At 33.5% G+C, this 23,850-nt stretch carries 20 protein-coding genes and 1 other annotated feature (1 of these 21 only partly in view); of the genes, 17 read left to right on the top strand and 3 right to left on the bottom strand.

Annotated elements, in window-relative coordinates; genetic code table 11:
* Positions 1-116: 116 nt before the first annotated feature.
* The 10 genes from BQ7474_RS09505 to BQ7474_RS09460 are packed head-to-tail and all read left to right on the top strand — an operon-like array spanning position 117 to position 9,954.
* The gene (locus tag BQ7474_RS09505) at positions 117-440 is read left to right on the top strand and encodes an ATPase V (protein ID WP_073998623.1); all 324 of its coding nucleotides are present in this window, start codon (positions 117-119) and stop codon (positions 438-440) included.
* A complete protein-coding gene (locus tag BQ7474_RS09500; protein WP_073998622.1) occupies positions 427-2,361 on the top strand; it encodes a V-type ATP synthase subunit I in 1,935 nt (644 codons plus the stop codon). Before BQ7474_RS09505 ends, BQ7474_RS09500 begins: the two co-directional genes overlap by 14 nt.
* On the top strand, positions 2,361-2,831 hold the full coding sequence (locus BQ7474_RS09495) for a V-type ATP synthase subunit K (protein WP_073998621.1): 471 nt from the start codon (positions 2,361-2,363) through the stop codon (positions 2,829-2,831). Before BQ7474_RS09500 ends, BQ7474_RS09495 begins: the two co-directional genes overlap by 1 nt.
* A 15-nt stretch (positions 2,832-2,846) precedes the next feature.
* The gene (locus BQ7474_RS09490) at positions 2,847-3,398 is read left to right on the top strand and encodes a V-type ATP synthase subunit E (protein WP_073998620.1); all 552 of its coding nucleotides are present in this window, start codon (positions 2,847-2,849) and stop codon (positions 3,396-3,398) included.
* Between the two features lie 10 nt (positions 3,399-3,408).
* Positions 3,409-4,473: a V-type ATP synthase subunit C gene (locus BQ7474_RS09485; protein ID WP_073998619.1), complete on the top strand. Its 1,065-nt coding sequence runs from the start codon at positions 3,409-3,411 to the stop codon at positions 4,471-4,473.
* Positions 4,466-4,777 (top strand): V-type ATP synthase subunit F, encoded by a 312-nt coding sequence (locus tag BQ7474_RS09480; protein WP_044565092.1) that lies wholly within the window; start codon positions 4,466-4,468, stop codon positions 4,775-4,777. Before BQ7474_RS09485 ends, BQ7474_RS09480 begins: the two co-directional genes overlap by 8 nt.
* 11 nt (positions 4,778-4,788) lie before the next feature.
* Complete coding sequence (locus BQ7474_RS09475) at positions 4,789-6,546, top strand: V-type ATP synthase subunit A (RefSeq protein WP_073998618.1); 1,758 nt, start codon at positions 4,789-4,791, stop codon at positions 6,544-6,546.
* Positions 6,546-7,913, top strand: coding sequence for a V-type ATP synthase subunit B (locus BQ7474_RS09470; protein WP_073998617.1), 1,368 nt, complete (start codon positions 6,546-6,548; stop codon positions 7,911-7,913). Before BQ7474_RS09475 ends, BQ7474_RS09470 begins: the two co-directional genes overlap by 1 nt.
* Before the next feature lie 9 nt (positions 7,914-7,922).
* The gene (locus BQ7474_RS09465; RefSeq protein ID WP_082187920.1) at positions 7,923-8,615 is read left to right on the top strand and encodes a V-type ATP synthase subunit D; all 693 of its coding nucleotides are present in this window, start codon (positions 7,923-7,925) and stop codon (positions 8,613-8,615) included.
* Between the two features lie 16 nt (positions 8,616-8,631).
* Positions 8,632-9,954 (top strand): hemolysin family protein, encoded by a 1,323-nt coding sequence (locus BQ7474_RS09460; protein ID WP_073998616.1) that lies wholly within the window; start codon positions 8,632-8,634, stop codon positions 9,952-9,954.
* A 49-nt stretch (positions 9,955-10,003) separates the two neighbouring features.
* On the opposite strand, the gene BQ7474_RS09455 is transcribed toward BQ7474_RS09460, so the two are convergent.
* The 3 genes from BQ7474_RS09455 to BQ7474_RS09445 form a co-directional block, all read right to left on the bottom strand.
* On the bottom strand, positions 10,004-11,323 hold the full coding sequence (locus BQ7474_RS09455) for a sialidase family protein (RefSeq protein WP_073998615.1): 1,320 nt from the start codon (positions 11,321-11,323) through the stop codon (positions 10,004-10,006).
* A gap of 9 nt (positions 11,324-11,332) precedes the next feature.
* A complete protein-coding gene (locus tag BQ7474_RS09450) occupies positions 11,333-12,991 on the bottom strand; it encodes an FAD-dependent oxidoreductase (RefSeq protein ID WP_073998614.1) in 1,659 nt (552 codons plus the stop codon).
* Positions 12,992-13,138: 147 nt separating this feature from the next.
* On the bottom strand, positions 13,139-13,612 hold the full coding sequence (locus BQ7474_RS09445) for a PTS sugar transporter subunit IIB (RefSeq protein ID WP_073998613.1): 474 nt from the start codon (positions 13,610-13,612) through the stop codon (positions 13,139-13,141).
* 261 nt (positions 13,613-13,873) lie between these two features.
* Between BQ7474_RS09445 and BQ7474_RS09440 the strand changes: the two genes are divergently transcribed.
* The 7 genes from BQ7474_RS09440 to BQ7474_RS09410 are packed head-to-tail and all read left to right on the top strand — an operon-like array spanning position 13,874 to position 23,587.
* Positions 13,874-15,622, top strand: a complete 1,749-nt coding sequence (locus tag BQ7474_RS09440) for an ABC transporter ATP-binding protein (RefSeq protein WP_073998612.1) — start codon at positions 13,874-13,876, stop codon at positions 15,620-15,622.
* Positions 15,622-17,343 carry an ABC transporter ATP-binding protein gene (locus BQ7474_RS09435; protein ID WP_073998611.1) on the top strand — a complete coding sequence of 574 codons (1,722 nt, stop codon included), beginning with the start codon at positions 15,622-15,624 and terminating at the stop codon, positions 17,341-17,343. The genes BQ7474_RS09440 and BQ7474_RS09435 overlap by 1 nt, the downstream gene beginning before the upstream one ends.
* A gap of 16 nt (positions 17,344-17,359) precedes the next feature.
* The gene (locus BQ7474_RS09430; RefSeq protein ID WP_073998610.1) at positions 17,360-17,941 is read left to right on the top strand and encodes an MptD family putative ECF transporter S component; all 582 of its coding nucleotides are present in this window, start codon (positions 17,360-17,362) and stop codon (positions 17,939-17,941) included.
* On the top strand, positions 17,942-18,643 hold the full coding sequence (locus BQ7474_RS09425) for an energy-coupling factor transporter transmembrane component T (protein WP_073998609.1): 702 nt from the start codon (positions 17,942-17,944) through the stop codon (positions 18,641-18,643). It abuts the gene before it with no gap.
* A complete protein-coding gene (locus BQ7474_RS09420; protein ID WP_073998608.1) occupies positions 18,630-20,036 on the top strand; it encodes an ATP-binding cassette domain-containing protein in 1,407 nt (468 codons plus the stop codon). Before BQ7474_RS09425 ends, BQ7474_RS09420 begins: the two co-directional genes overlap by 14 nt.
* Positions 20,026-20,985 (top strand): AraC family transcriptional regulator, encoded by a 960-nt coding sequence (locus BQ7474_RS09415; RefSeq protein WP_073998607.1) that lies wholly within the window; start codon positions 20,026-20,028, stop codon positions 20,983-20,985. The genes BQ7474_RS09420 and BQ7474_RS09415 overlap by 11 nt, the downstream gene beginning before the upstream one ends.
* A complete protein-coding gene (locus BQ7474_RS09410) occupies positions 20,975-23,587 on the top strand; it encodes a coiled-coil domain-containing protein (protein ID WP_073998606.1) in 2,613 nt (870 codons plus the stop codon). Before BQ7474_RS09415 ends, BQ7474_RS09410 begins: the two co-directional genes overlap by 11 nt.
* Positions 23,588-23,728: 141 nt before the next feature.
* Positions 23,729-23,850: a binding site (T-box leader), on the top strand (it continues 65 nt past the right edge of the window).

The raw sequence follows: 23,850 nt of genomic DNA, 5'->3' as shown, positions 1-23,850 counted from the left end.
AAACATTTTATATTTTCATAAAAACAAGGTTAGATTATTGATAAAACTTAATCAAAGCCTATTTTAGGGTATATATTTATGGTATAATTTAATTAATGTTATTTAGGGGGTGAAAAATGGCAGACGATATATTACTTAAGATCAAAGAAGCTGAAGAAAATGCCAGCTTAAGTGTAAGTGATGCCAAAGATCAAGCAAGTAAACTTGTAAAAGATGCTAAAGATCAGGCAAATGCTGAATACAAGAGAATAATCTCTGAAGCTAATGCAAAAAAAGCTAAATTGATTGAAGATGCAAATAAAAAAGCTCAACTAGACAAAGAGCCTATACTAGAAAAGGCCAAGGCTAGTTCAAAAAGTATTATTGATAATCAAACTAGTGATATAGATCAATTAATAAATGAGCTTACAGAAAGGATAATTAGAAATGGCAATAGTTAAAATGGATAAGTTTAACTTGCTAGCCTTTGACTCTGATAGAGAAAATCTTTTAAATATCCTACAAGACTTTAACTACGTTCATTTTAACGATTTGGTTCTAGAAAATGATGAAGACTATTTGACCGAAATTAGGGCAACAAAAGAACTTGCTCAAATAGACGAATCTATCAACAAGGTAGATTATGTTATAAAACTAATAGAAGACTATAACAAGAACTTGCCAGAAGAACTTCATACTGAAACAAGTGAGATGTCTATAGAGGAAGTCAACAAAAAGGGTTCAAACTTCGGTTTCGATTTAATTTATGAGAAATTAAGAGACCTAGTAACCAGTCGTGAAAAACTAGTTAATGCCAAAGAGAACTTATCTTCTAGAGTATACGACCTATCCCCTTGGAAAGATATAGATATCAATATCAACAAGCTTTATAATTCCGATAGGTTTTTCCTAGAAACAGGAACAATTTCATCTAGATTTTACCAAAGCTTACAAGAAGCTCTGGTAGAGCGTGGTCTTGATGGAAGCCTTGTCTATAAGATAAGCGAGCGCGATGGCAACTACTATGTGGTAGCTGTCTCAACTCTAGCCTTAGAGGAAGAATTTGAAGATGTATTAAGAGAATATGGCTTTAGCAAAGTTAAAATTGGTGCAGATGATAATATAGGAGCCTACCTAACTAGCCTAAATGAGAAAAAAGATGAAAAAAACACTGAGATTGAAAAAATAGATGAGCAAATCAGAGGACTGGCAAAATATTTGCCTGACCTATACATCTACCAATCTTATGTAAGAAACCAAAGAAAAAAGGAAGAATCTAGCGAAAATTTCCTAAAAACTCGCCAGATGAATATCATAGAAGGCTATGTACCAAGTGATATGACAAATGCCTTTAAGGCTGATTTGGACAAAACTTTAGGCGATAAATACATATTAGATGTAAAAGAAGCCGAAAAAGAAGATCCAAATGTTCCAATCATCTTAAAGAACAACAAGCTCATAGAGCCTTATGAAAGCGTGGTTGAGACCTATTCTTTGCCAAAGTATAGCGAGCTAGACCCAACAGCTATAGTAGCGCCTTTTTATACAATATTTACAGGCTTTATGATAGGCGACTTAGGCTATGGACTTCTTGGAGTAATAGCAATATTACTTGCACTTAAACTTAAGAAGTTCCCAAAAAGCACTGAACAAACCCTAAAACTGTTCCTTAGAATATCGGTTTCAGCTTGTGTATTTGGCATCATATTCGGATCAGTTTTTGGTGGAATAATAGATGTACCATTTGGCTTGGTCGATACTCAAAATGATATAGACACTCTAATAACTGTGTCTTTAATCATTGGAGGTATTTCTTTATTCTTTGCCCTTGGTGTCAAAGGCTTTATGGCAATACGCGATGGACACCCAGACGGACTATTCTTTGATGTAATAAGCTGGTATATGGCAGTAGGCGGAGCAATAGCTCTAGCCCTTACCAAAAGCCCAATAGCAAAATACGTCATGATAGCGGGCATGGTAATAATAGTTCTATTTGCAGGACGTGCTATAAAATCATGGGGTGGAAGAATAGCTTCCGGTGCCTATGAACTTTACGGAATAACATCTTGGATTGGAGACTTTGTATCCTTCCTAAGACTTATGGCCCTAGTATTATCTGGAGGTTTCGTAGCTTATTCTGTAAACTTGATTGTAGAAATGTTGGTTGATGGTGGCATAGGTGGTCTAATCGCGGGAATTATAGTTTTTGTAATTTTCCAAATATTTAATATGTTCTTATCATATTTATCAGCTTATGTACACTCACTAAGGTTAATTTATGTAGAAATGTTTAACAAATTTTACGAAGGTGGCGGAATCAAGTTCCGTGAGATGGTCGAAGACACAAAATTTATAAATATCATTAGAAAAGGAGAAAAATAATGAGTGAATTTTTTATTGAAAACGGTGGAACAATATTTGCAGTATTAGCAGCAGCTCTTGCAACTTTATTATCAGGTATGGGATCAGCAAAGGGCGTAGGTATGGCAGGTGAGGCTACAGCAGCGTTGACAGTGGACCAACCAGAAAAATTTGGTAAAGCCCTTGTACTACAACTTTTACCAGGTACCCAAGGTCTTTATGGATTCGTAATCGGATTCTTTATCCTACAACAAATCACAGGTGGAGATTCTATCACATTTGAAAGAGGTCTATACCTACTAATGGCAGCTCTTCCAGTAGCAATAGTTGGTTATGCATCAGCACAAAGACAAGCACGTGTTGCTATCGCAGGTGTAAACATCCTTGCTAAAAACGAAGACCAATTCGTTAAAGGTGTAGTTTACTCTGTAATGGTTGAGCTTTATGCTATCTTAGGATTTGTAATTTCTCTACTACTAGTTAGAGCTTAATATTAGGAAAAGATTATGAATAATCTTGAAGTAATATTAGAGTCAATTATTAGCGAAGGAAATACTGAAAAAGAAAAAATCTTAAGAGAAGCCCAAGAAAAGGCTGACGAAATCATATACCAATCAAAAAACGAAGCAGAGATCAAAGCACGTGAGATTATCGATAAGGCAAATAGAGAAGCAGAAACTATACTATCAAATGAAAATGTCTCAGCAAAAAGAGAATCTAGAGATATAGAAATTTCTGCAAAAAACAAGGTTATAGACCAAATAGTAGATAAGCTTTTAGAAAATCTAAAAAATATCGACGAATCTTCTTACAAAAACTTTGTTTTAAATACTATAAAAAACTCTGATATCAAAAGTGGAGACCTGCTTTTGGCAAAAAACTACAGGGATGCCTTAAAAAACGAAGATTTTCACGGATTTACAGTAGCAGATGAAAGCGTAGAAGATGGTTTTGTGATCAAATCTGGAAAGATTGAATACGACAACAGATTTTCTTCAATAATAAAATACAATATTGACGATATAAGAAAACAAATTTCAAGCGAAATTTTTAAATAAGGAGGGCTAAATGAACAGAGATAACTATATAGGTGGATCTATCTCAACAAGAATATATGAAAACAACCTCCTTAGTAAAAATGACTTGGAAAGACTAGTTGACTATGACTCTCTAAGCGAAGTCTTAAACGCCCTAAGCGATTCTTCTTATAGAGAAAGCATTCAAAATCTCAATAGGGATGAGGAATACGAGAAAATCCTAGATGATGAACTTAAAAAGTCTTACAAATTAATCGAAAATACCGCTAGTGATAGCAATATTTTGGATTATTTTAGGGAAAGATATAACTTCCATAACCTAAAAGTACTTCTAAAGGAAATCATCCAAAAGGAAAACTATAGCAATCTTTATAGCGATTTATCAAATATTGACCTTGCCTATATCAAAAAAGAACTTCTAAACGAAGATGGCCTAGATAAAGATTTCTTGGAAACCCTAGATATAGAAGGCTATGAGCCTTTCAACAAATCGACCAACCCAAGCGAATCTTACCTAGAAGATGCCAAAAAGGCACTGGCTATTTTTGATGAAAGCAAAAATCCGAAAGACTTGGAAATTAGCCTTGATAAGGCTTATTATAAAAAGCTATTAGAAGATGCCAAGGCTATCGACCTAGAAGAATTGACTCGCTTTACCAAAGAGAGAATTGACCTTATCAATCTAAAGACAATGCTTAGAGTAAAAAGCAAAAATTCTGACATTGAGGAACTTAATAGCGCTCTTATAGATGGAGGCTATATAGAAAAAGAAAGATTTGATGAGATTTTCCCACAGGAAATAGATCAAATCGTGGTAAGTCTTTCTAATGAAAATATCAACAAGTATGTAGTTAACGCCATAGATGGCGATAAGACTATGAATCAAAACCTACTTGACCTTGAAAAATCAATTGATGACCATCAAATGGACTATTCAAGGCTGGCCAAACAAATGACTTATGGGCCAGAAGTTTTGATGAACTATATAATTTCAAAAGAAGCAGAGATCAAAAACTTAAGGATTATCCTAGTTTCAAAGCTAAACAATCTTCCAAAAGACTTTACCCTAGAAAGGTTGCGTGAAACATATGTATAGAGTAGCGGTAATCGGAGATAAGGACTCAGTTCTAGCCTTTAAGGCACTCGGTGTAGAAGTATACACAGTTATAGATGGCAATGAGGCAAGTGAAAAGATCAAAGACCTTGCCAAAGAAGAAGTTGGCGTGATATTTATTACAGAAAAATTTGCCCAACAAATCCCATCTACAATTGACAAATATAGAGATCAGATGACTCCAGCAATAATCCTAATCCCAGGAAACACAGGTTCTATGGGCATAGGCCTTGCTGATATCAACAAGTCAGTAGAAAAGGCTGTTGGAGCCAACATTTTAAATTAAAGGAGCTTAATTTGAAAGAAGGTAAAATTACTAAAGTATCAGGACCATTGATAGAAGCTAGCGGCCTATCTGATGCTAACATCTATGACGTGGTTGAGGTATCAAAAGATAAGCTCATCGGTGAAATAATAGAGATGAGAGGAGATGTTGCAAGTATTCAGGTTTATGAAGAAACGACAGGTATAGGCCCTGGAGACAAGGTTGTCTCAACAGGCCACCCTCTATCAGTTGAGCTTGGACCAGGAATGCTTCGCCACATGTACGATGGTATCCAAAGACCACTTAAAAAACTTGAAGATTTGGCTGGCAACTTCCTAAAAAGAGGAGTTACATCACCAGCTTTATCTCGTGAAACATTATGGGAATTCAATCCTACTGCTAATATAGGCGATCAAGTAGTGGCAGGAGATGTCCTAGGTACTGTTGAAGAAACACACGTACTTACTCACAAAATTATGGTACCTTTTGGAGTAAGCGGAAAAATAAAAGATATAAAATCTGGCGAATACACAGTTGAGCAAACTGTAGCAGTTATAGAAACAGAAGATGGTGATAAAGAAATCAATATGATCCAAAAATGGCCAGTAAGAAAGGCTCGTCCATCAAGAAGAAAACTTGATCCAAACGAACCACTTATCACAGGCCAAAGGGTTATAGATACATTCTTCCCAGTTGCTAAGGGTGGTACTGCAGCAATACCAGGACCATTTGGATCTGGTAAGACAGTAGTTCAACACCAAATAGCAAAATATGCCGATACAGATATGGTAGTTTACGTTGGTTGCGGTGAACGTGGCAACGAGATGACTGACGTACTTAACGAATTCCCAGAACTAATAGACCCAAAAACTGGCGAATCAATAATGGAGAGAACAATCCTTATAGCAAACACTTCAAATATGCCAGTAGCTGCCCGTGAGGCAAGTATATACACAGGTATCACCCTTGGAGAATACTTCCGTGATATGGGTTACAACGTGGCTATGATGGCCGACTCTACAAGCCGTTGGGCAGAAGCTCTACGTGAAATGAGTGGTCGTCTAGAAGAGATGCCAGGAGATGAAGGATTCCCAGCATATCTAGCAAGCCGTATAGCAGACTTCTACGAAAGAAGTGGTAAAGTTGACGTTTTAGGAAACCGTGACGAAAAAGGATCACTAACAGTAATCGGAGCTGTATCTCCTCCAGGTGGAGACCTTTCAGAACCAGTAACCCAAGCAACACTTCGTATAGTAAAAGTGTTCTGGGGACTAGACTACGACCTATCCTACCAACGTCACTTCCCAGCTATCAACTGGCTAAACTCATACTCCCTATACCAAGACAAGATGGATAACTATATTGACTCAAATGTCAACGAAGACTTCTCAACTATGAGAAAACGCGCTATGAGCTTGCTTGCCCAAGAGCAAAGCTTACAAGAAGTTGTAAGACTTGTTGGTCGTGATGCCCTATCAGATGATGATAAATTAAAACTAAATGTTACAAAATCAATCAGAGAAGACTACTTGCAACAAAATGCCTTCCACGATGTTGATACCTATTGTTCACTAAAGAAACAAAACATCATGCTTGACTTGATTTTGTATAACTACGACAGATCTATAGAAGCTCTTTCAAATGGTATAGACATATCTGAGATTGAAAAACTTCCAGTTCACGAGAGAATCACTCGTGCTAAGTTTGTAAGCGAAGAAGAAATCGAGAAATTAGCAGATATCAAAGATGAAATTGACCAAGAAATTGGAAACTTGCAAAAGGAGGCATAATGTTAAAAGAATATAAAACAGTTACAGAAGTCGTTGGCCCTCTTATGCTAGTTGAAGGTGTAGAAGGTGTCAACTTTGATGAACTAGTAGATATCGAAATGCAAACAGGCGAACGTCGCCGTGGTCGTGTTATAGAAATCGAAGAAGGTCGTGCCATGGTCCAACTTTTCGAAGGATCAACAGGTATCAACCTTGCTGCAACAAGCGTTAGATTTCTTGGACGTCCACTAGAACTTGGCGTATCTGAAGATATGGTAGGCCGTGCATTTAACGGTCTAGGTGAACCAATTGATGATGGTCCTGCTATCATTCCTGAAGAAAAAAGAGATGTAAACGGAACAGCAATCAACCCTGTAAGCCGTGACTATCCATCAGAATTTATACAAACAGGTATTTCTACCATAGATGGACTAAACACCCTAGTACGTGGACAAAAGCTTCCTATTTTCTCAGGAAACGGACTACCACACAACCAAGTAGCAGCACAAATTGCCCGTCAAGCCAGAGTACTAAACGATGACGAAGGATTTGCTGTAGTATTTGCAGCTATAGGTATTACCTTTGAAGAAGCACAATTTTTCCTAGATGACTTTAGAAAAACTGGAGCTTTGGACCGTTCAGTACTATTTATGAACCTTGCTGATGACCCAGCAATTGAACGTCTATCAACACCAAAAATGGCCCTAACTTGTGCAGAATACCTAGCTTATGAAAAAGATATGCAAGTACTTGTTATCATGACAGACATGACCAACTACGCAGAAGCTTTGCGTGAGGTATCAGCTGCCCGTAAGGAAGTACCAGGCCGTCGTGGATATCCAGGATATCTTTATACAGACCTTTCTACAATCTATGAAAGAGCTGGAAAACTTCGTGGCAAACCAGGAACCATTACTCAAATTCCTATTTTATCAATGCCAGAAGATGATATCACCCACCCAATCCCAGACCTAACAGGCTACATCACAGAAGGACAAATCATCCTTAACCGTGAGCTTTATAACCAAGGTGTAGAACCACCAGTTTCAATCCTTCCATCCCTATCTCGTCTTAAAGATAAGGGTATAGGCAAGGGCAAAACTCGTGAAGACCATGCTGGAACAATGAACCAAATTTATGCAGCATACGCATCAGGTGTTGATGCCAGAGAACTTCAAAAAATCTTGGGTGACTCCGCTTTATCAGATGCAGACCTTGCCTTTGCAGAATTTGCCAAAGAATTTGAAGAAAAATACATCAACCAAGGATATTACACCAATAGGTCTATAGAAGAAACTCTAAATCTTGGTTGGGAATTATTAAAGATCATTCCAAAATCAGAACTTAAGAGAATTGACGACGTCCTAATTGAAAAATACATGGATTAGGTGATAAAAATGGCAAGACTAAAAGTAACGCCAACTAGGATGAACCTAAATACCCTCAAGAAAAGACTAGGCACAAGCAAACGTGGATACAAATTATTAAAAGACAAGCAAGATGAACTCATGCGCCAATTTATGATACTAATCCGCGAGAACAAGACCCTAAGAGAAGAAGTAGAAAAAGAGCTTTCTGACTCCTTCTCTGACTTTCTTATAGCAAGTGCCTTTATGTCTCCAGAGGCTATGGAAGCTGCAGTAAGCTTTCCAACCCAAAAAGTTGGTGTAGATATAGATGTAAAAAATATCATGAGCGTTAGGATTCCACAAATGGCATTTAAGGTCGACCAAGACGAAAACGCAAGTATGTTTTCCTATGGCTATGCCGAAACATCAGCAGGGCTTGACCAAGCAATCATTGGCCTTAATGAAGTTATGGAAAAACTACTCAAACTAGCTGAATTGGAAAAGACCACCCAACTAATGGCAGATGAGATAGAATCAACACGTCGTCGTGTTAATGCTCTAGAATACCGTACAATTCCAGACTTGGAAGAGACAATCAAATACATCAGAGCAAAACTAGAAGAAAATGAAAGAGCTACTATTGCTAGACTAATGAAAGTAAAAGATATTATTTCTGACCCAGATGTTACAGATACTTTAAACGAAAAGCAATTTGTAGAAGATAATAGAACTTACATTTAACAAGGAGAGATGATAAATGGAGGCTGGGCCCTATTTTACTTTAAAAAACGCAGCTATAATCATTTTACTAATAATATTAAATGCGATTATAAGAGCTGTACACACTAGTCTTATATCACTAAACTCAAATAGACTAAAAGAAATCTATGAAGAAGAAGGAGATAATAAGACTAAATCCCTTCTAAAAATAATCAGCGACCAAGATAAGCTAAACCAATCATTTGATTTGATCGATATGATCATATCCTTTGTGATAATAACTTATTTTATCAGCCGCTTACCTTATTACCATATTTTAGAAGGAAGGATGAGCACATATATTGTCTTATCCATTATAATCTTTGCTATAATTAAAATAATATTTATAGACAAAATTCCAAAGCGCATTGGAGTCAGAAACCCTATGCAGCTTGCGATGGCAACAAACTTTCTAAGCCGACTAATACTTGGAATAACTGCACCGTTTGTAAGATTTACTAACCTTGTCACAAACTTTTTTATGAACGTATTTGGCATAGAAGCCAAGGCTGTAGAAAAGGAAGTGACCAGCGAGCAGATAAAATCCATTGTCCAAGTAGGAGAAAATCAAGGCATCATCCGTCCCATGGAATCTAGGATGATTAATTCCATCATGGGCTTTGATGATCTCATAGCAGAAGAGATAATGACCGCAAGGACAGATGTCTTTATGATAGATGTCAACGATATGGAAAAAACTTGGCTAGATGAGTTTTGCAAGATCAAACATTCTAGGATACCAGTCTATGAAGACGAAGTAGACAATATTTTGGGAATAATTTTTACCAAAGACTACCTACTAGAAGCAAGTCGCGTTGGTATCAAAAATGTCCACCTAAGAAGTCTTATAAAACCAGCATACTTTGCACCAGATAAGATTGAAACAGACAAGCTTTTCTCAGATATGCAAATCAAACGCATCCATATGGCCGTTCTAATAGACGAATACGGAGGTTTTGCTGGGGTTGTAACCATAGATGACCTACTAGAAGAGATAGTAGGTGACCTAGACGAAGGTGAGTCATATATCCACGAATTTAGGGAAAATAGGCAGGGAGTATATGTAGTAAAGGCTTCTATGTCTATCAAAGACCTAAACGAGAAAATCCCAATAGAAATAGACGAAGACAACGAAAACTACGACTCTTTGGGAGGCTTCATAATAGACAGACTAGGCTATATACCAGACGCTGGCGAAAACGTCGCCTTTGACTACAAGGGCTACGAAATCAAAATCCTATACATAGAAGACAATAGGATAAAAGCTTGTAGGATAAGGAAATTAAAAGAAGCAAAGCAAGAAACAACCTTGGAAAACTAATAGAATGGATGGTTAGAATCCTTATTATTCTAACCATCCATTTTTTCTTTTACAAATCAAAGAGCCATTCTTGGTCAAATTCTGTATAGTAAATAATATCTTTTTTCTCTCCGTCTATCAATTCTTCTTGTTCGTAAAGAAGAGCGTATGTGTCTTTTTTTGGACTGTGGGCTAGGCAGGAATATCCGTAGTGCTTGTTATTAATTATCTTTTTTCCTACAAATTCTAACCTGTCATCATTTTTTACTTCAAGGATCTTGATAGATCCATGGCTCCTGTCAGGGCCGTCTGGATTTGATAGGAGGATGTACTCCTTATTATCTCTCTCAAATTTTAGTACTGAAACCATGCATGTTGATGTGGACTCAAAGTCAACTTCCCTAAGTTCTGAGAAGGTATCTCCCAAATCTTTTGAGATGGCATAGAGAACTTTGCCAGAAGTATTTCTCACAAATATCATTACATGGCCATTGTTAAGCTCTATTAGCTGGCTTTCTGATGTATTGAATCCTAAGTCTCCAAGGAGTTCATCTTTTCCAAAATTGATGGACCTAGACCTGTTGAAGGTCTTGCCTTCATCGTCACTGTAGATGAGTGCTACATTTTCCTTGTTGTAATCATCTCCTATTGAATAGTAGATGGCAAAAAGCAGGCGACCATTTGCTAAGCTTAGGCCTACTCCCGGGCAAGTCCCAAGAAATTTCATCCTAGGATCTGCAATTTGCTTAGTAATATCTACTGGGCATTGCCAAGTTCTCCCACCATCATCAGAATGAGTCAGCCACAGGTGAGAAGTTTGGTGGATTTGGTAGGGTGATGTGTCTTTATAAATATTACCGATGACCTTGCCATCTTCATATATATTATAAAGATTGGTAAATGGCATAGTATCAGTCATCTGTATACTTAAATTTGTCTTCTTATCCCTATTATCATAGACGCTTCCATCATCTCTTACATAGAATTCATTGCTATTAGAATCAAAAAATTTTAAATATTTCTCTCCTTTAACTTCTTTGTATGATTCTTGATTTTTGGCTGCCCAAAAGTTGCCGCCAGACTTGAAAGCATCAACAATCATATATAGTCTATCTTTGTCTTCTAAAAGACACATATCTATATTAAATGGTGGATTGTCTGTATCAGCTCCATCCATATCAATAACTTTGGTAAAATTTGCAAAATCGTAACCAGGATTTTTAAAAAGCAAAACTGGATTGATTTTCCCCCAATCAGACCTAGTGTCGAGTCTTTGATCAGCTCCAGCAACTATAGTTCCATTATCAAGCATCAAAAGAGATGGAATCCTATAAAAAGGCGAATCATCAAGTCCCGGATAAAAAATTGGTATTGGTGATGATTTGTACACATTTGCCTCCTATTCTTCTTCACAAACTAAGTCCAGTTTAAGGTATTTGGCGTATTTACGCAAGTATAGCATGCCTCCGTCTAGCATGTAGACGTTTTCTATTCCCATATTTTTTAGTCTTTTTATGGTGTTAGATGCGGATGAACCTGTTTGGTCGTAGATTAGGACTTTCTTATCTTTAGGAATTTTAAATTTTTCTATATCACCTGTAAATAGTTTTGCTCCCTTTATATGGCACTCTTTGTAGGCGGTTTCGTTTCTTATGTCATATATTTTATAATCAGAGATAATATCATTTAGTTCTGATATTCTCACATGAGGGAGCCTTCCTTCTTTAATATTTATGGCCTGAGATCCTATGACATTGTTGATATCTTCGGTTGTTGAGTAATATGGCTGGTAGCCAAGTTCTAGGTCGTAGAGGTCATATATCGTTCCACCCATTTTTATAAGACTTCCTATGACATCGATTCTCTTGTCGACTACTCCTCTGCCCAAGGCTTGAGCTCCGTAGATTTTGCCATTATTTTTGTCAAATAATAGTTTCATATAGACCATTTGTGCTTCTGGCATTATCCCTACTATGTCTGTGTGGGAGATGAGCGTTGTGTCATAATCATAGGCCAATTCCTTTAATTTTGCTTCTCCAAGACCAGTTACTCCTATATTTAAGTCAAAGGATTTTAATAGAAAAGTTCCTATAAATGATTGTTTTTTGCTTTTTTCTCCTCCTAGGAGATTGGCTACATATTTTGCCTGCCTATGGGCTGGCCAAGCTAGTTTTAGGTTCTCATTTTCTCTTGTAAAGAAATTTCTGATATCAATCACATCGCCTATGGCAAAGATGTTTGGATCTGAAGTTTTGTAATCATCATCTGTTACTATGGAACCTTTTTCTGTTATCTCTAGGCCAGCATTTTTTGCAAGCTTGTTATTTGCAAGCATTCCAAGACCAAGTATTACCATATCTGCAGGGACTCTTTTGCCTGATGCAAATATGGCTTCTTTGTCCGTGATTTCTACTAGTTCTTTTTCATGGATAATATTTATACCGTTTTCTATGATGTTTTCTTCTATAAATGCTTTGAGTTCATCGTCTATGACTCCAAGGATTTTGCCACGGACGAACATATTTATCTGAGTATCTTTTAGTTCGTTCAGGGCGTGGGCTGCTTCTATGGCGATAAATCCACCGCCTGCAACAAAGATTTCCTTAGGTTTATTTTTTTCGTAGTAGGTTCTTATATTTTCTACATCTACTACATTTCTGATGGTAAAAACATGGTCCTTGTCAGTTCCTTTAATAGTTTTTGGTACATTGGCGTGGGCACCGGTGGCAAGTACTAGGTAATCGTAATTTTCTACAAATTCTTTGTCGGATTTTTTGTCCAAAACTTTGATGGATTTGTTTTCCTTATCGATTGAAAGGACTTCGTGGTAGTTTTTTGCCTTTATATTGTATCTTTTTGCAAAACTTTCGCTGTCCCTATGGACCAAATCTTGGCTGTTTTTTATTTGGTAGGATAGGTAGTAGGGTAATTCGCAGTTGCCAAAGCTCATATCTCTGTCCTTTTCGTACATTACTATTTCAATATTTTCATCAAGACGACGTAGTGAAGTGGCAAGGGTTGCCCCAGCTGCTACAGCTCCTACTATTATAACTTTCATTTTTTCTCCTCCCTCTTCTTTGACCGATTCTTAGTAAATATTTACCCCAAAATAAAAAAAGGAGCTTCACGCTCCTCTAATGCATCCAAAACCCTCATTTTGGATTCAATCATTTTACCTAAGCTTTGAAAGCTTTGGCTTTATTATTTATTTGAAAAGTTGGTCAAAATCTATAGCTTTATCATTTGGTAGGGTTCTAATGTCTAGTTTCTTACCATTAGCTTCGATTTTCTTAAATGTATCAATATCATTTTGATCTACGAAGATACTTTCGTTTACCTTTTCTTTGTCACTTGTTTGGTGGATGTTTCCTACGTTAACTGAGTCGATTTCAATTCCATCTTCAATCAATTTTAGGGCATCTTCTGGACTTTCTACCAAAACTAGGGCATCTTCTTCTTCAAGGTCTTTGATTTTAGAACTAGCTTCGCTTATACCAAAGAAATATGATTTTGAACCCATTGGTGTTACTAGGTCCATAAGATGTTGTTGTTTTTCGTCTTCACTTACAAGGTCGTTTGCTACAACTATTACATCAGCGCCAACTTGTTTCATCCAATTTCTGGCTACTTGGCCGTGCAATAGTCTATCGTCAACTCTTAATAAAACTGCTTTTGCCATAAATTTTCCTCCTATTTACTTACTCTCTCATATTTTCTTATATTTTATATTCAATCATTTTACCCTAAGACATATGTATTGTCATATTATTTTTTCCTACTTAGTAAAATTCATTAATTATTTATAAAAATTATAAAATTTTATAAAAATTTGAAGATTTTTGAATAAAATACGATTTTTGGCAAGTATAATAGATAATTTTTGATATACTATATAATGATATTGATTATCAATATACATCGATTATAAGGAGGTATACTTTTGAAAATATATAATAAATTATTTTCTTATATTCCAGATAAAAAAATTAATGGTATATTATCAGTTGTTTTTACGGCCTTAGGATGTTTTGTCCAATTTTATGCCTATTATTTGATTTGGCAAATAATTGAAAGTGTTTTTACAAAAGGAGATTATTTAGGTGTAAAATTTAGTGCATCTTATGTATTAAATTTATTTATAGTACAAGCTATATTATACATAGTAGGGACTTGGATGAGCCATTTAGCGGCTTTTAGCTTGGAAACGAGGCTTAGGAAAAAAGGAATTAAGAATTTAATAAATGCTTCAAACACATTTTTTGATACTCATCAGTCAGGAGAAGTTAGAAAAATTATAGATAACAATGTTGAGCAAACTCATATGAGTGTCGCTCACTTAATACCTGACCATACAGCAGCAATTATTACACCGATACTATTGCTGATCTTGGTTTTTAATATAGATCTTTATCTGGGCATATTTTTCGTAATAATTGTTTTAATATCTATGTTTTTACTTTATAAAATGTCTGGTGAAAAAGAATTTACCATAGCTTATATGAAAAAATCTGATGAACTTAATGGCCAGGCTGTTGAATATGTCAGAGGATTGCCGGTTGTAAAGATTTTTAATGCTCCACTCATAGGTTTTAAAAAGTTATATAGGACTATTAACGACTATAGAGATATGGTTTACGCTTATTCTATGTCTTGTAGGTTGCCCTTTGTAAGTTTTCAATGGGTATTAAATATTTTTATAATTACGCCTATATTTATTGCTATTTACATGGTAGTGAGAAATGGCGCTGATCCTTATCTTTGGTCTGCTAAGCTTCTATTTTTTACCTTGTTTATGGGTTTATTTTTCTCAGATTTGATGAAGATTATGTATGTCGGCATGTACAACGTAGAGGCAACTACAGCAGTAGACAATCTCGAAAATCTATTTGATGAGATGAATGCCAATAAAACTACTTATGGAAATGATGATTTTATAGATAATTATTCTATAGAATTTAAAAATGTAAGTTTTTCTTATGAAAAAAAGACCAAGATAATAGATAATTTATCTTTTAAATTAGACGAAAATAAAGTTTATGCCCTAGTAGGTCCATCTGGAGGCGGTAAATCAACTATTGCAAAACTTATTTCCGCTTTATATCCTATAGATTCTGGGGAAGTACTTCTAGGTGATAAAAACATTTACTCTTATAAAAAAGAGACTTTGATGGATAATATTGGCATGGTTTACCAAAATCCAAAACTATTTCAAGGAATTTCAATTTTTGAAAATGTAAAACTTGCAAAAAAGGATGCAAGTGACAAGGAAGTTTATGAGGCTTTAAGACTTTCTAAGTGTGATCAATTCATAGATAAATTTGAAGATGGTTATGATTCTATAATTGGAGCAAGCGGGGTCAATTTATCAGGTGGAGAGATACAAAGAGTATCTATAGCAAGGATATTTCTAAAAGATCCTAAAATAATTATTTTAGATGAAGCATCGGCTGCAGCAGATCCAGAAAATGAATATGAAATTCAACAAGCCTTCAAAAATCTAATGGAAGGCAAAACAGTCATTATGATAGCTCACAGATTATCTTCTATTCGTGGAGTTGATGAGATGTTAGTAGTTGAAGACGGAAATATCATTGAGCGAGGAAGTCATGATTATTTGATGGAAAAGGGAGCTAGGTACAAACAATTTGTAGATTTGTATGATGAAGCCAACCAATGGAGGATAAGCTAATGAAAGATTATTTAAAAAATAGATTTGCCCTAACGGATGAGGGTGCAAAGGGAACGTCGATAGCAATCTTTTATTCAACACTTAAAAACCTATCTTTTATGTTGCCTATATTTTTGCTAATGTATACAATCCAGGGTTTGTTGGATCTTGGGGACTTTTCTCTTAAAGCTACTATAATATCCTATATAATTGTAGCTATTATAATGGCCTTGGTACTTGATAAGGATTATAAGACAACCTATAACGAGACCTACAAAGAAAGTGCAAATTTAAGGATTAGTCTTGCTGAGAAATTAAAAGATTTGCCCCTCTCCTTTTATGCTAGCCACGATCTTACAGATTTATCCCAAACTATAATGAAAGATGTAGAAACTATAGAACACTGTCTAAGTCATTCTATCCCAGGATTTTATGGTTTTATAATTAGTTTTTGCATCGTTTCAATTTTGTTATTAATAGGAAATCTTAGACTAGCCTTGGCTATAATTATTCCGATTTTAGCAAGTATATTGTTGACATTTTTATCTAAAAATAGGCAAAAGAAAGCGACAGGAGAATATTACAAAGATCAAAGAGAATCAGCTAGGATTTTTCAAGAGCTTATAGACTCATCTACAGAAATCAAAGCTTATAATTTAAGCGAAAGCAAAGAAAAAGAAGCAATTCATTTTGTAAATAAGCTTGAGAAAAAACATATTTCTACCGAAATCTCCCAAGTTATACCATTAACACTTTCACAAATTGTGGCAAAATTTGCTCTGGGTTTTGCCATATATTTTGGATTAAAGGAACTTATTGAAGGTAATATAAATATTCTATACTTTTCCGGCTACTTATTTGCTGCGGCAAGGCTAATAGACGGAGTAGATCAATTTGTAACATACTATGGAGAATTTATGTATATAGATTCACCAGTTGAAAAAATCAAATCCATCGAATTGGCGGATATTCAAGAAGGTCAAAGAAGTGATATAAAATCTTTTGATATTTCTTGTGAAAATTTAGAGTTTTCCTATAAAGATGGTAAGAAAGTAATAGATGGTATTTCCTTTAATAGTTACCAAGATAAAGTAAGCGCCTTGGTAGGACCATCTGGTTGCGGAAAAACAACTGTACTTCGACTCTTATCAAGACTTTATGATTATGATAAAGGAAAGATATCTATAGATGGCAAAGAAATAAGCACCGTGGACACTAAGGATTTATTTAGCCACATATCCATGGTATTTCAAGATGTAATATTATTTAATGGAAGCGTTATGGATAATATAAGGTTTGGAGATTTATCCGCAAGTGATGATGAAGTTTTGAAAGCTGCAAGACTTGCCAATTGCGACGAGTTTGTAAACAAACTTCCAATGGGATATAAAACTCTTATTGGAGAAAATGGCTCAAACTTATCTGGAGGAGAGAGACAGAGAATTTCAATAGCTAGGGCATTTTTAAAAAATGCAGAAATAATTTTGTTAGACGAAATAGCAGCTTCTTTAGATGTAGAAAACGAAAAGTATATCCAAGATTCTTTAAATGAACTAACAAAAAATAAGACGGTAGTGCTCATATCTCACAGAATGAAGTCAATTCAAAATGTAGATCAAATTATAGTTATGAATGAGGGGAAAATCGAAGCTTTAGGAACTCATGAATATCTTTTGGACAATAGTAAAACTTACGCAAAAATGATAGAAAGCTCAAGACTTTCTGAAGAATTTGTATATTAAGGGAGGTTTTTTATAAGTGAATAAATTTAATGTACGAGATTTAGTAAATGCAGGAGTATTTTCTCTTTTAGTCGTTATGGCAGTATGGGTTGCTGGCATGATAGGTTTTATACCTGTCCTCATGCCTCTTGTCCCTTTTGCCTGTTGTTTGTTATCAGGACCTGTTTTTATGCTCTATTCAACTAAAATAGATAAATTTGGTATGATTTTGATAATGGGCATTATTTTTGGATTGGTATTTTCTTTAAGTGGTCATGGCTCTCTTGCTTTTCCACTCATTGTTCTTATTGCTTTAGTTTCAGAATTTATAATGAAAAAAGGTAATTACAAAAGCATAAAATATGCAAGGTTAACTTATATGTTTTTTTCATTATTTTCTGCTGCTAATCTATTACCTTTATATATAGCTAGAGATTCTTATAAAGAGAATTTGATAAGCCAAGGTTATAAAGCAGACTTTGTAGAAAAGTTAATGTCAGTAATGCCTACTTGGTCATTTGTTCCAATTGTTGCTCTTGGTGTATTAGGTGCTTATTTAGGTTGTACGCTAGGAATAAAAATACTTAAAAAACACTTTATAAAAGCAGGAATGGCATAGATGAAGCTTGATTTTAGAACAAAACTACTTTTAACTATAGTAGTAGGAGTTGTTGTAATTGAAGGGAGCCTAGTACATAACTATTATTATTTAGGAATGTTCTTGTGCTTCTTACCTTATATTTTTGCCTTGGTAGATAAAAGATGGTCAATGCTTATAAAGGGAGTAGTAGTAAATACTCTCGCCATTGTAGGAAATAAATACTTATTAATACTTCCTCAAAATATACGGACTATGATATTAAACTTGTATTGTGGAATTACTATGAGCGTTCTACCAGGCTTTATGATGGGTTATTATACAATCAGCACTACTACTATGAGTGATTTAGTTTATGCTCTAAAAAAAATAAAGCTTCCTGATTATATAATAATACCAATTTCAGTTATGTTTAGATTTTTTTATTCCATAAAAGAGGACTATCAAAAAATAAATGAGGCTATCTATATGCATGGATTAACAGCAAAAAATTTCTTTAAAAATCCAGTTAGGATTTTGGAATATAAATTTGTTCCCTTGCTAATGATAACCTCACAAACAGCTGATAATGTATCAATATCTGCAATGACAAGAGGGATGAAAGTAGGATGTGAACGTTCTAGCATTTCAAATACTAGACTTAAATTTTTTGATTATGTATTTTTAGTATTTTCCTTGCTTTTAATAATTTTATTTATAAGGGGAAAGTATGCTAGAATTTAAAGATTTTGGATTAGACTATGAAGATGTTGACAAAAAAAGTTATAAGATATTAGAAAATGTCAATATAAATTTTGAAAAAGGCTCTGTGAATGTAATAACTGGGGAATCCGGCTCTGGTAAGTCATCGATTATTAAAGCTATCAATGGAATAATTCCTGAGATTGATAAGGCAAAATTGAGTGGGAAAATTGAATTAGATGGTAAGAATCTAGTAGATATGACCATAGCAGATAGAAGTAAGTTTATATCTACGGTATTTCAAAATCCTAAAAATCAATTTTATGCAGTAAATTCTCTTGATGAGATAGCTTTTGCTTTGGAAAATAGAAATATAGAAAGAGATGAAATATTTCAAACTATTGATAGATATAGCAATATATTAGGTACAGAAAAACTTCTTGATAAGGACTTATTAAAATTATCAGGTGGACAGAAACAATTAGTGGCAATTACTTCTGTAGCAGTTTTAGATAATGATATATATGTATTTGATGAACCCTCAGCCTCTCTTGATAAAAAAGCAATTGAAAAGCTAGCAAATGTTATTAAAATCTTAAAATATATGGGTAAGATTATAATTATCGCTGAGCATAGACTTTATTATTTAAAAAATATACTAGATAAGCTTTGTATAATTAAAGAAAATAATCTTATAGAATATGATAAAGAAGAAGTAAATAATGATTTGATAAAGACTTATAATCTAAGAAGATTAGATGAAATAGGGATTAATGAAATAAAAAATGAAAAATGGACTAGAAAGTCTTTAGATGATAAGTCATATGATCATAATCATGCATTAAAATGTATTAATTTTTATTGCAAATATAAAAATAGTAAGCGAGTTTTATTTGACTTTAATATTTCTTTTGATCCTGGGATATATTTTATAATTGGTAAAAACGGCATAGGAAAAACATCCTTTATTAGGAATTTGTGTAAGCTAAATAAGAGGCAAAAGTCTTTAGTTTACTATAAAGGTCAGAAAATTAAATCAAGTGGAGATTATATATCCCTTGTAATGCAAGATGTAAACTATCAGCTTTTTACAGAGAGCGTATATAAAGAGATTTCAATAGTTATAGAGGATGAAAAAATAAAAGATGAAAGTCTTTCTAAACTTGGCTTAATAGATAAGAAAAATATACATCCTCAAAGCTTATCTGGTGGACAAAAACAAAGACTTGCCCTAGCTTTAGCATATGCAAGTCCAAAGAAAATTGTTATCTTAGATGAACCTACATCTGGTCTTTGTATGACAAATATGAAAAAAATAATTGAAATAATTAAAGAAATGAAAGAGATGGGAAAAGTAGTAATAATTGTAACCCATGACTATGAATTTATAAAAATGGTTGATGAGAATGTGGTGGAGTTTGTAAATGGCAGTTAAAGGTATTGAAAGTTGGGGATTTAAGCTTTGCCCTACAAAAGATAAAGAAATTTTTGACTATGAATCCATAGAATCCCCAAAAAATAAAATGAGATCTTACTTAATCTTTCCAGGAGTTTATGTAGTATATATAGACTTTAAAGAAAAATATAGTTCGGAAAATTCAATTGAAAGCAGCAACTATGGTTATAGGATTGCCTACTCTTATGAAGGCAATTATTTTACTTATATCAATAATAGCAAGGTATTAATTAATAGACAACTTTTTGTAGGTAAGTATATACCTAAATCTAAAAAATCTTATACGAACAGAGAAAAAACAACTGCCTTTAACATAGTTATTAATCCTAATAATCTTGATATTAGTAAGGATTATTATAAAATTTTACAAACATTTGTTAATAAATTTAAAAACATAAGTGATGTAGGCTACACCTCATCAGATAAAGATTTATTAGAGGCTGCAAACCAGCTTATTTTATACCTTAAAGAAGAAAATAAAAGTTTAATTGCTATAAAAACTTTAGAATTAATCTGTTTAATATCAGACAGGAAGATTAGTGATAATAGAAGTAGATACTATAAAAAACAATGTGAAGATCAAATATTTGAGATTGAAAGTTATCTTAGAAAAAATTTGGCTAATGATATTAGTTTGGATTTTTTAGTAGATAAGTTTCAAATATCAAAATCTAGCTTAAATAATAAATTTATTAGTGAATTTCAATATACTCCTATGAGGTATCTAAATATAATTAGGATGATGAAAGCTCAGGATTTGCTTATAAGCACAGATAAAGAAATAGGTCAAATAGCAGAAGAACTAGGATTTGCAGAACAATCAAATTTCGCTAGGAATTTTAAAATTTATTCAGGCTTATGTCCTAGCAAATATAGAAGAGTTTACAAAAAATGTATTAATAAAAAGGAGAACGTATATGAAAAATAAAAATAAAAAATTAGCAACTGCACTTTTACTAGCTTTGGGTTTAAATGCCCTAAGCCCAGCAATAAGCTCATTTGCGGCAAGTAATGAAGCAAAGCCATTAGAAAATAATGAAGAAATTAATACTAAAAATGAAGAATTAACAAAAGCAAGTGAGGAAGTCGAAAAACTACAAAAAGAAGTAGAAGAAGCCCAAAAAGATTTATCTAAGGCAGAAGAAAATTTAAGAGATAAGGAAGATAAGAAAAAACAAAGAGATGAAGAAGTAGAAAAAGCAAATATCAATTATGCTAAGGCTAGTGATGAAAAAGAAAAAGCTTACCAAAATCTAGAAGCGGCTGTAGAAGAGCAAACTAATGCTAGCGATGAATTTATAAAACTTAGTGAGTTAAAAGATAAAAACGAATTAGCAGAAAAAGAATTAGAAAAAGCAAAAAAAGATTTGGAAATTGCAAAAGATGATCAAGACAAAGCAGATAAGGAAGTAAAAGAAGCCATAAGTTCTAAAGAAGCTCAAGAAGCAAAAGTAAACAAAGCTAAGAATGCTCTAGAAAAAGCAAAAGCAGAAGAAAAGCAAGCACAGGAAGACCTAAATAAGCTCATAGATAATCCAAAAACAAAAGAAGTAGAAGAAAATTACGAAAAAGCTAATAAAGATTTAGAAGATGCGAAAAATAAATCCCAAAATGCCCTAGAAGATAAAAAAGAAGATTTGGATAAAATAGGAAATGAAGTTGAGGGTTTGAAAACCAATACTAAAAAATCTCTGGAAAAGGTAGAGGAAAATAAGAATAATCTAGAAAATCTTTATAAAGAAATAATAAAATTTGAAAGTGAAAATACAAATTTAGTAGAAATTAATAAAAGCTTAGATAAGGCAAAGGAAGAAATAAAATCTCTAGAAAAAGACAGCGACCAATACAATAAAAAGCAAGAAGAAATAGATAAGCTAGAAAAGCAAGCAGAAGCATGTAACAAACTACGAGACGAGCTAAGAAAAAAATGCCATGAACTTAATGATCAGGCCAATGCAGATTTAGATTCAGTAAGGAATTATAATGGCGCAATTAGAAGCGAACATGATAAAACAATTGAACAAAGTAAGGCTATAGCAAAAAATAAACTAATAGAAGATATAAAAAATGGCAATATTACATCTGAAAATCTAGATGACAAGATAAAAGAACTTGAAGAAAGCAATAAAGATAATTATTTTCACAATGTAAAAGGGCCTTTATATGATTATGAAAAAGCTAAAGATGAGTATTGGGAATGTTGGAGAGCAGTAGTAAAAGCAACCGATGCATTTAGAGATAGTAGAGCTCAATTATATGATTGGAACTTTGCTTATCAAGCTAGCTCTATAGGTGGAACTGTCGAGAGATTTGATAAAGAATTTACTAGTCAACTAGCGAATATGGAAAAATTATCAAAAAACCTAACAGAAAAAGAAGAAATCTATAAAGAAGCTCTAGCTAAATACGAACAAGATGAAGCCTATATAGATAGTCTAAAAGAATCCAAAGAATTAATACAAAGTATAGAAAATAATAAAGAAAGAATTGAAGAGCTTAAAAAAGCTCTAGATCAAGCAAACAAAGAAAAAGAAAAAATCCAAGAAGAAATAAAGACAGCCGAAGCAAAAACTCTAGAAAAACAAAAAGAGTTAGAAGCTAATGAAAAAACAGAGCAAATAGCTAAAAAAGAATTAGAAGAATCTAAAAAAGCTTTAGAAAAAGCTAATGCTTCAAAAAAAGAGGCTGATCAAAAAGTAAAAGAACTTGAAGAAAAAATATCAGAATTAGAAAAAAATACAAGTGATGCGAACATTAATCAAGAAATAAAAGAAGCCAAGGAAAGATACGAGAAAGCAAAAGAAGAGCTTAGACAAAATAGAGAAAAGGTAAAAGAAGCAAAAGAAAAAGAAGCTCAAAGTAAGAAAAAATTGGATGAGGCCAATAAGGCAAAAGAAGAAGCTCAAAAAGACTTAGAAGAGGCACAAAAGAAAGCTTCTGATGCCAAAGATACATTATCAGAAAAAGAGAAAAACTTAGCTGATGAAAAAACTAAAGAAAAAATACAAAGAAGTAAAAAATCTCTTAAAGAGCTAATAGAGATCAGCAAAGAAATAGATGATGAAAATTTAAAGAAAGTAATTGCAGAAATAGACCTAGCACTAAAAAATAAAGATTTATCAGCAGAAGACTTAATTGAACTAAACAATAAATTAATAGAAGCAATTGCAAATGCAAAAAACAAACCATCTAAACCAGTGAATCCACAAGAACCTGATAAGTCACATGACTTAGAAAAAGATGATTTAAATAAAAAAGATTCTTACGACATAATTTATGTAGGCAAGGGATATAAAAATATTAAAGAAGGTTACTATAAGAGATCTAGCTTACAAAATAATCTTTTTATGGTTAAGAAATCATTAAATGCCCTAAAGATTAAAGCCTTGGCAGCTCAGTATCTACTAGACTACACACCAAAAACTGTAATAAATGTAAAAGATAAATTAGAAAAACTAATAGAAGAGAGCAGAGTTTTAGAAAAAGAGGCTGAAGAATTTATAAAAGAATATGAAAAAATTTTGGGATAATAGTCTAATAAATAGACACATTTAGCTAAACCGAAATATATTTTTTCAGAGATGTTTTTGTATATAAAACTAATAAGCAGAGATATTGCTCATCAATAATAATTTGCAAAAGTCCATTTTGAAGGTAAACTAATTTATATAATATTAACAATGATAGGGACAGTAGAGATTGGAATTTTTACAGAGAGAGACGATTGCTGAGAAGTCTTAAAAGGAAAATTGTCGAAGACCACCCTGGAGTTTTTTAAGAAATTAAAACGTCT

It is taken from the genome of Anaerococcus urinomassiliensis (assembly GCF_900128425.1).
GTDB lineage: Bacteria > Bacillota > Clostridia > Tissierellales > Peptoniphilaceae > Anaerococcus > Anaerococcus urinomassiliensis.
The sequence above is the reverse complement of the archived record's forward strand: the minus strand, read 5'-3'. Positions and strand labels throughout refer to the sequence as shown.

Excerpts from the sequence above, each read along its gene's own strand:
- BQ7474_RS09505 (WP_073998623.1), top strand. The coding sequence starts at position 117 with ATGGCAGACGATATATTACTTAAGATCAAAGAAGCTGAAGAAAATGCC.
- BQ7474_RS09500 (WP_073998622.1), top strand. The coding sequence starts at position 427 with ATGGCAATAGTTAAAATGGATAAGTTTAACTTGCTAGCCTTTGACTCT.
- BQ7474_RS09495 (WP_073998621.1), top strand. The coding sequence starts at position 2,361 with ATGAGTGAATTTTTTATTGAAAACGGTGGAACAATATTTGCAGTATTA.
- BQ7474_RS09490 (WP_073998620.1), top strand. The coding sequence starts at position 2,847 with ATGAATAATCTTGAAGTAATATTAGAGTCAATTATTAGCGAAGGAAAT.
- BQ7474_RS09485 (WP_073998619.1), top strand. The coding sequence starts at position 3,409 with ATGAACAGAGATAACTATATAGGTGGATCTATCTCAACAAGAATATAT.
- BQ7474_RS09480 (WP_044565092.1), top strand. The coding sequence starts at position 4,466 with ATGTATAGAGTAGCGGTAATCGGAGATAAGGACTCAGTTCTAGCCTTT.
- BQ7474_RS09470 (WP_073998617.1), top strand. The coding sequence starts at position 6,546 with ATGTTAAAAGAATATAAAACAGTTACAGAAGTCGTTGGCCCTCTTATG.
- BQ7474_RS09465 (WP_082187920.1), top strand. The coding sequence starts at position 7,923 with ATGGCAAGACTAAAAGTAACGCCAACTAGGATGAACCTAAATACCCTC.
- BQ7474_RS09460 (WP_073998616.1), top strand. The coding sequence starts at position 8,632 with ATGGAGGCTGGGCCCTATTTTACTTTAAAAAACGCAGCTATAATCATT.
- BQ7474_RS09450 (WP_073998614.1), bottom strand. The coding sequence starts at position 12,991 with ATGAAAGTTATAATAGTAGGAGCTGTAGCAGCTGGGGCAACCCTTGCC.
- BQ7474_RS09445 (WP_073998613.1), bottom strand. The coding sequence starts at position 13,612 with ATGGCAAAAGCAGTTTTATTAAGAGTTGACGATAGACTATTGCACGGC.
- BQ7474_RS09435 (WP_073998611.1), top strand. The coding sequence starts at position 15,622 with ATGAAAGATTATTTAAAAAATAGATTTGCCCTAACGGATGAGGGTGCA.
- BQ7474_RS09425 (WP_073998609.1), top strand. The coding sequence starts at position 17,942 with ATGAAGCTTGATTTTAGAACAAAACTACTTTTAACTATAGTAGTAGGA.
- BQ7474_RS09420 (WP_073998608.1), top strand. The coding sequence starts at position 18,630 with ATGCTAGAATTTAAAGATTTTGGATTAGACTATGAAGATGTTGACAAA.
- BQ7474_RS09415 (WP_073998607.1), top strand. The coding sequence starts at position 20,026 with ATGGCAGTTAAAGGTATTGAAAGTTGGGGATTTAAGCTTTGCCCTACA.
- BQ7474_RS09410 (WP_073998606.1), top strand. The coding sequence starts at position 20,975 with ATGAAAAATAAAAATAAAAAATTAGCAACTGCACTTTTACTAGCTTTG.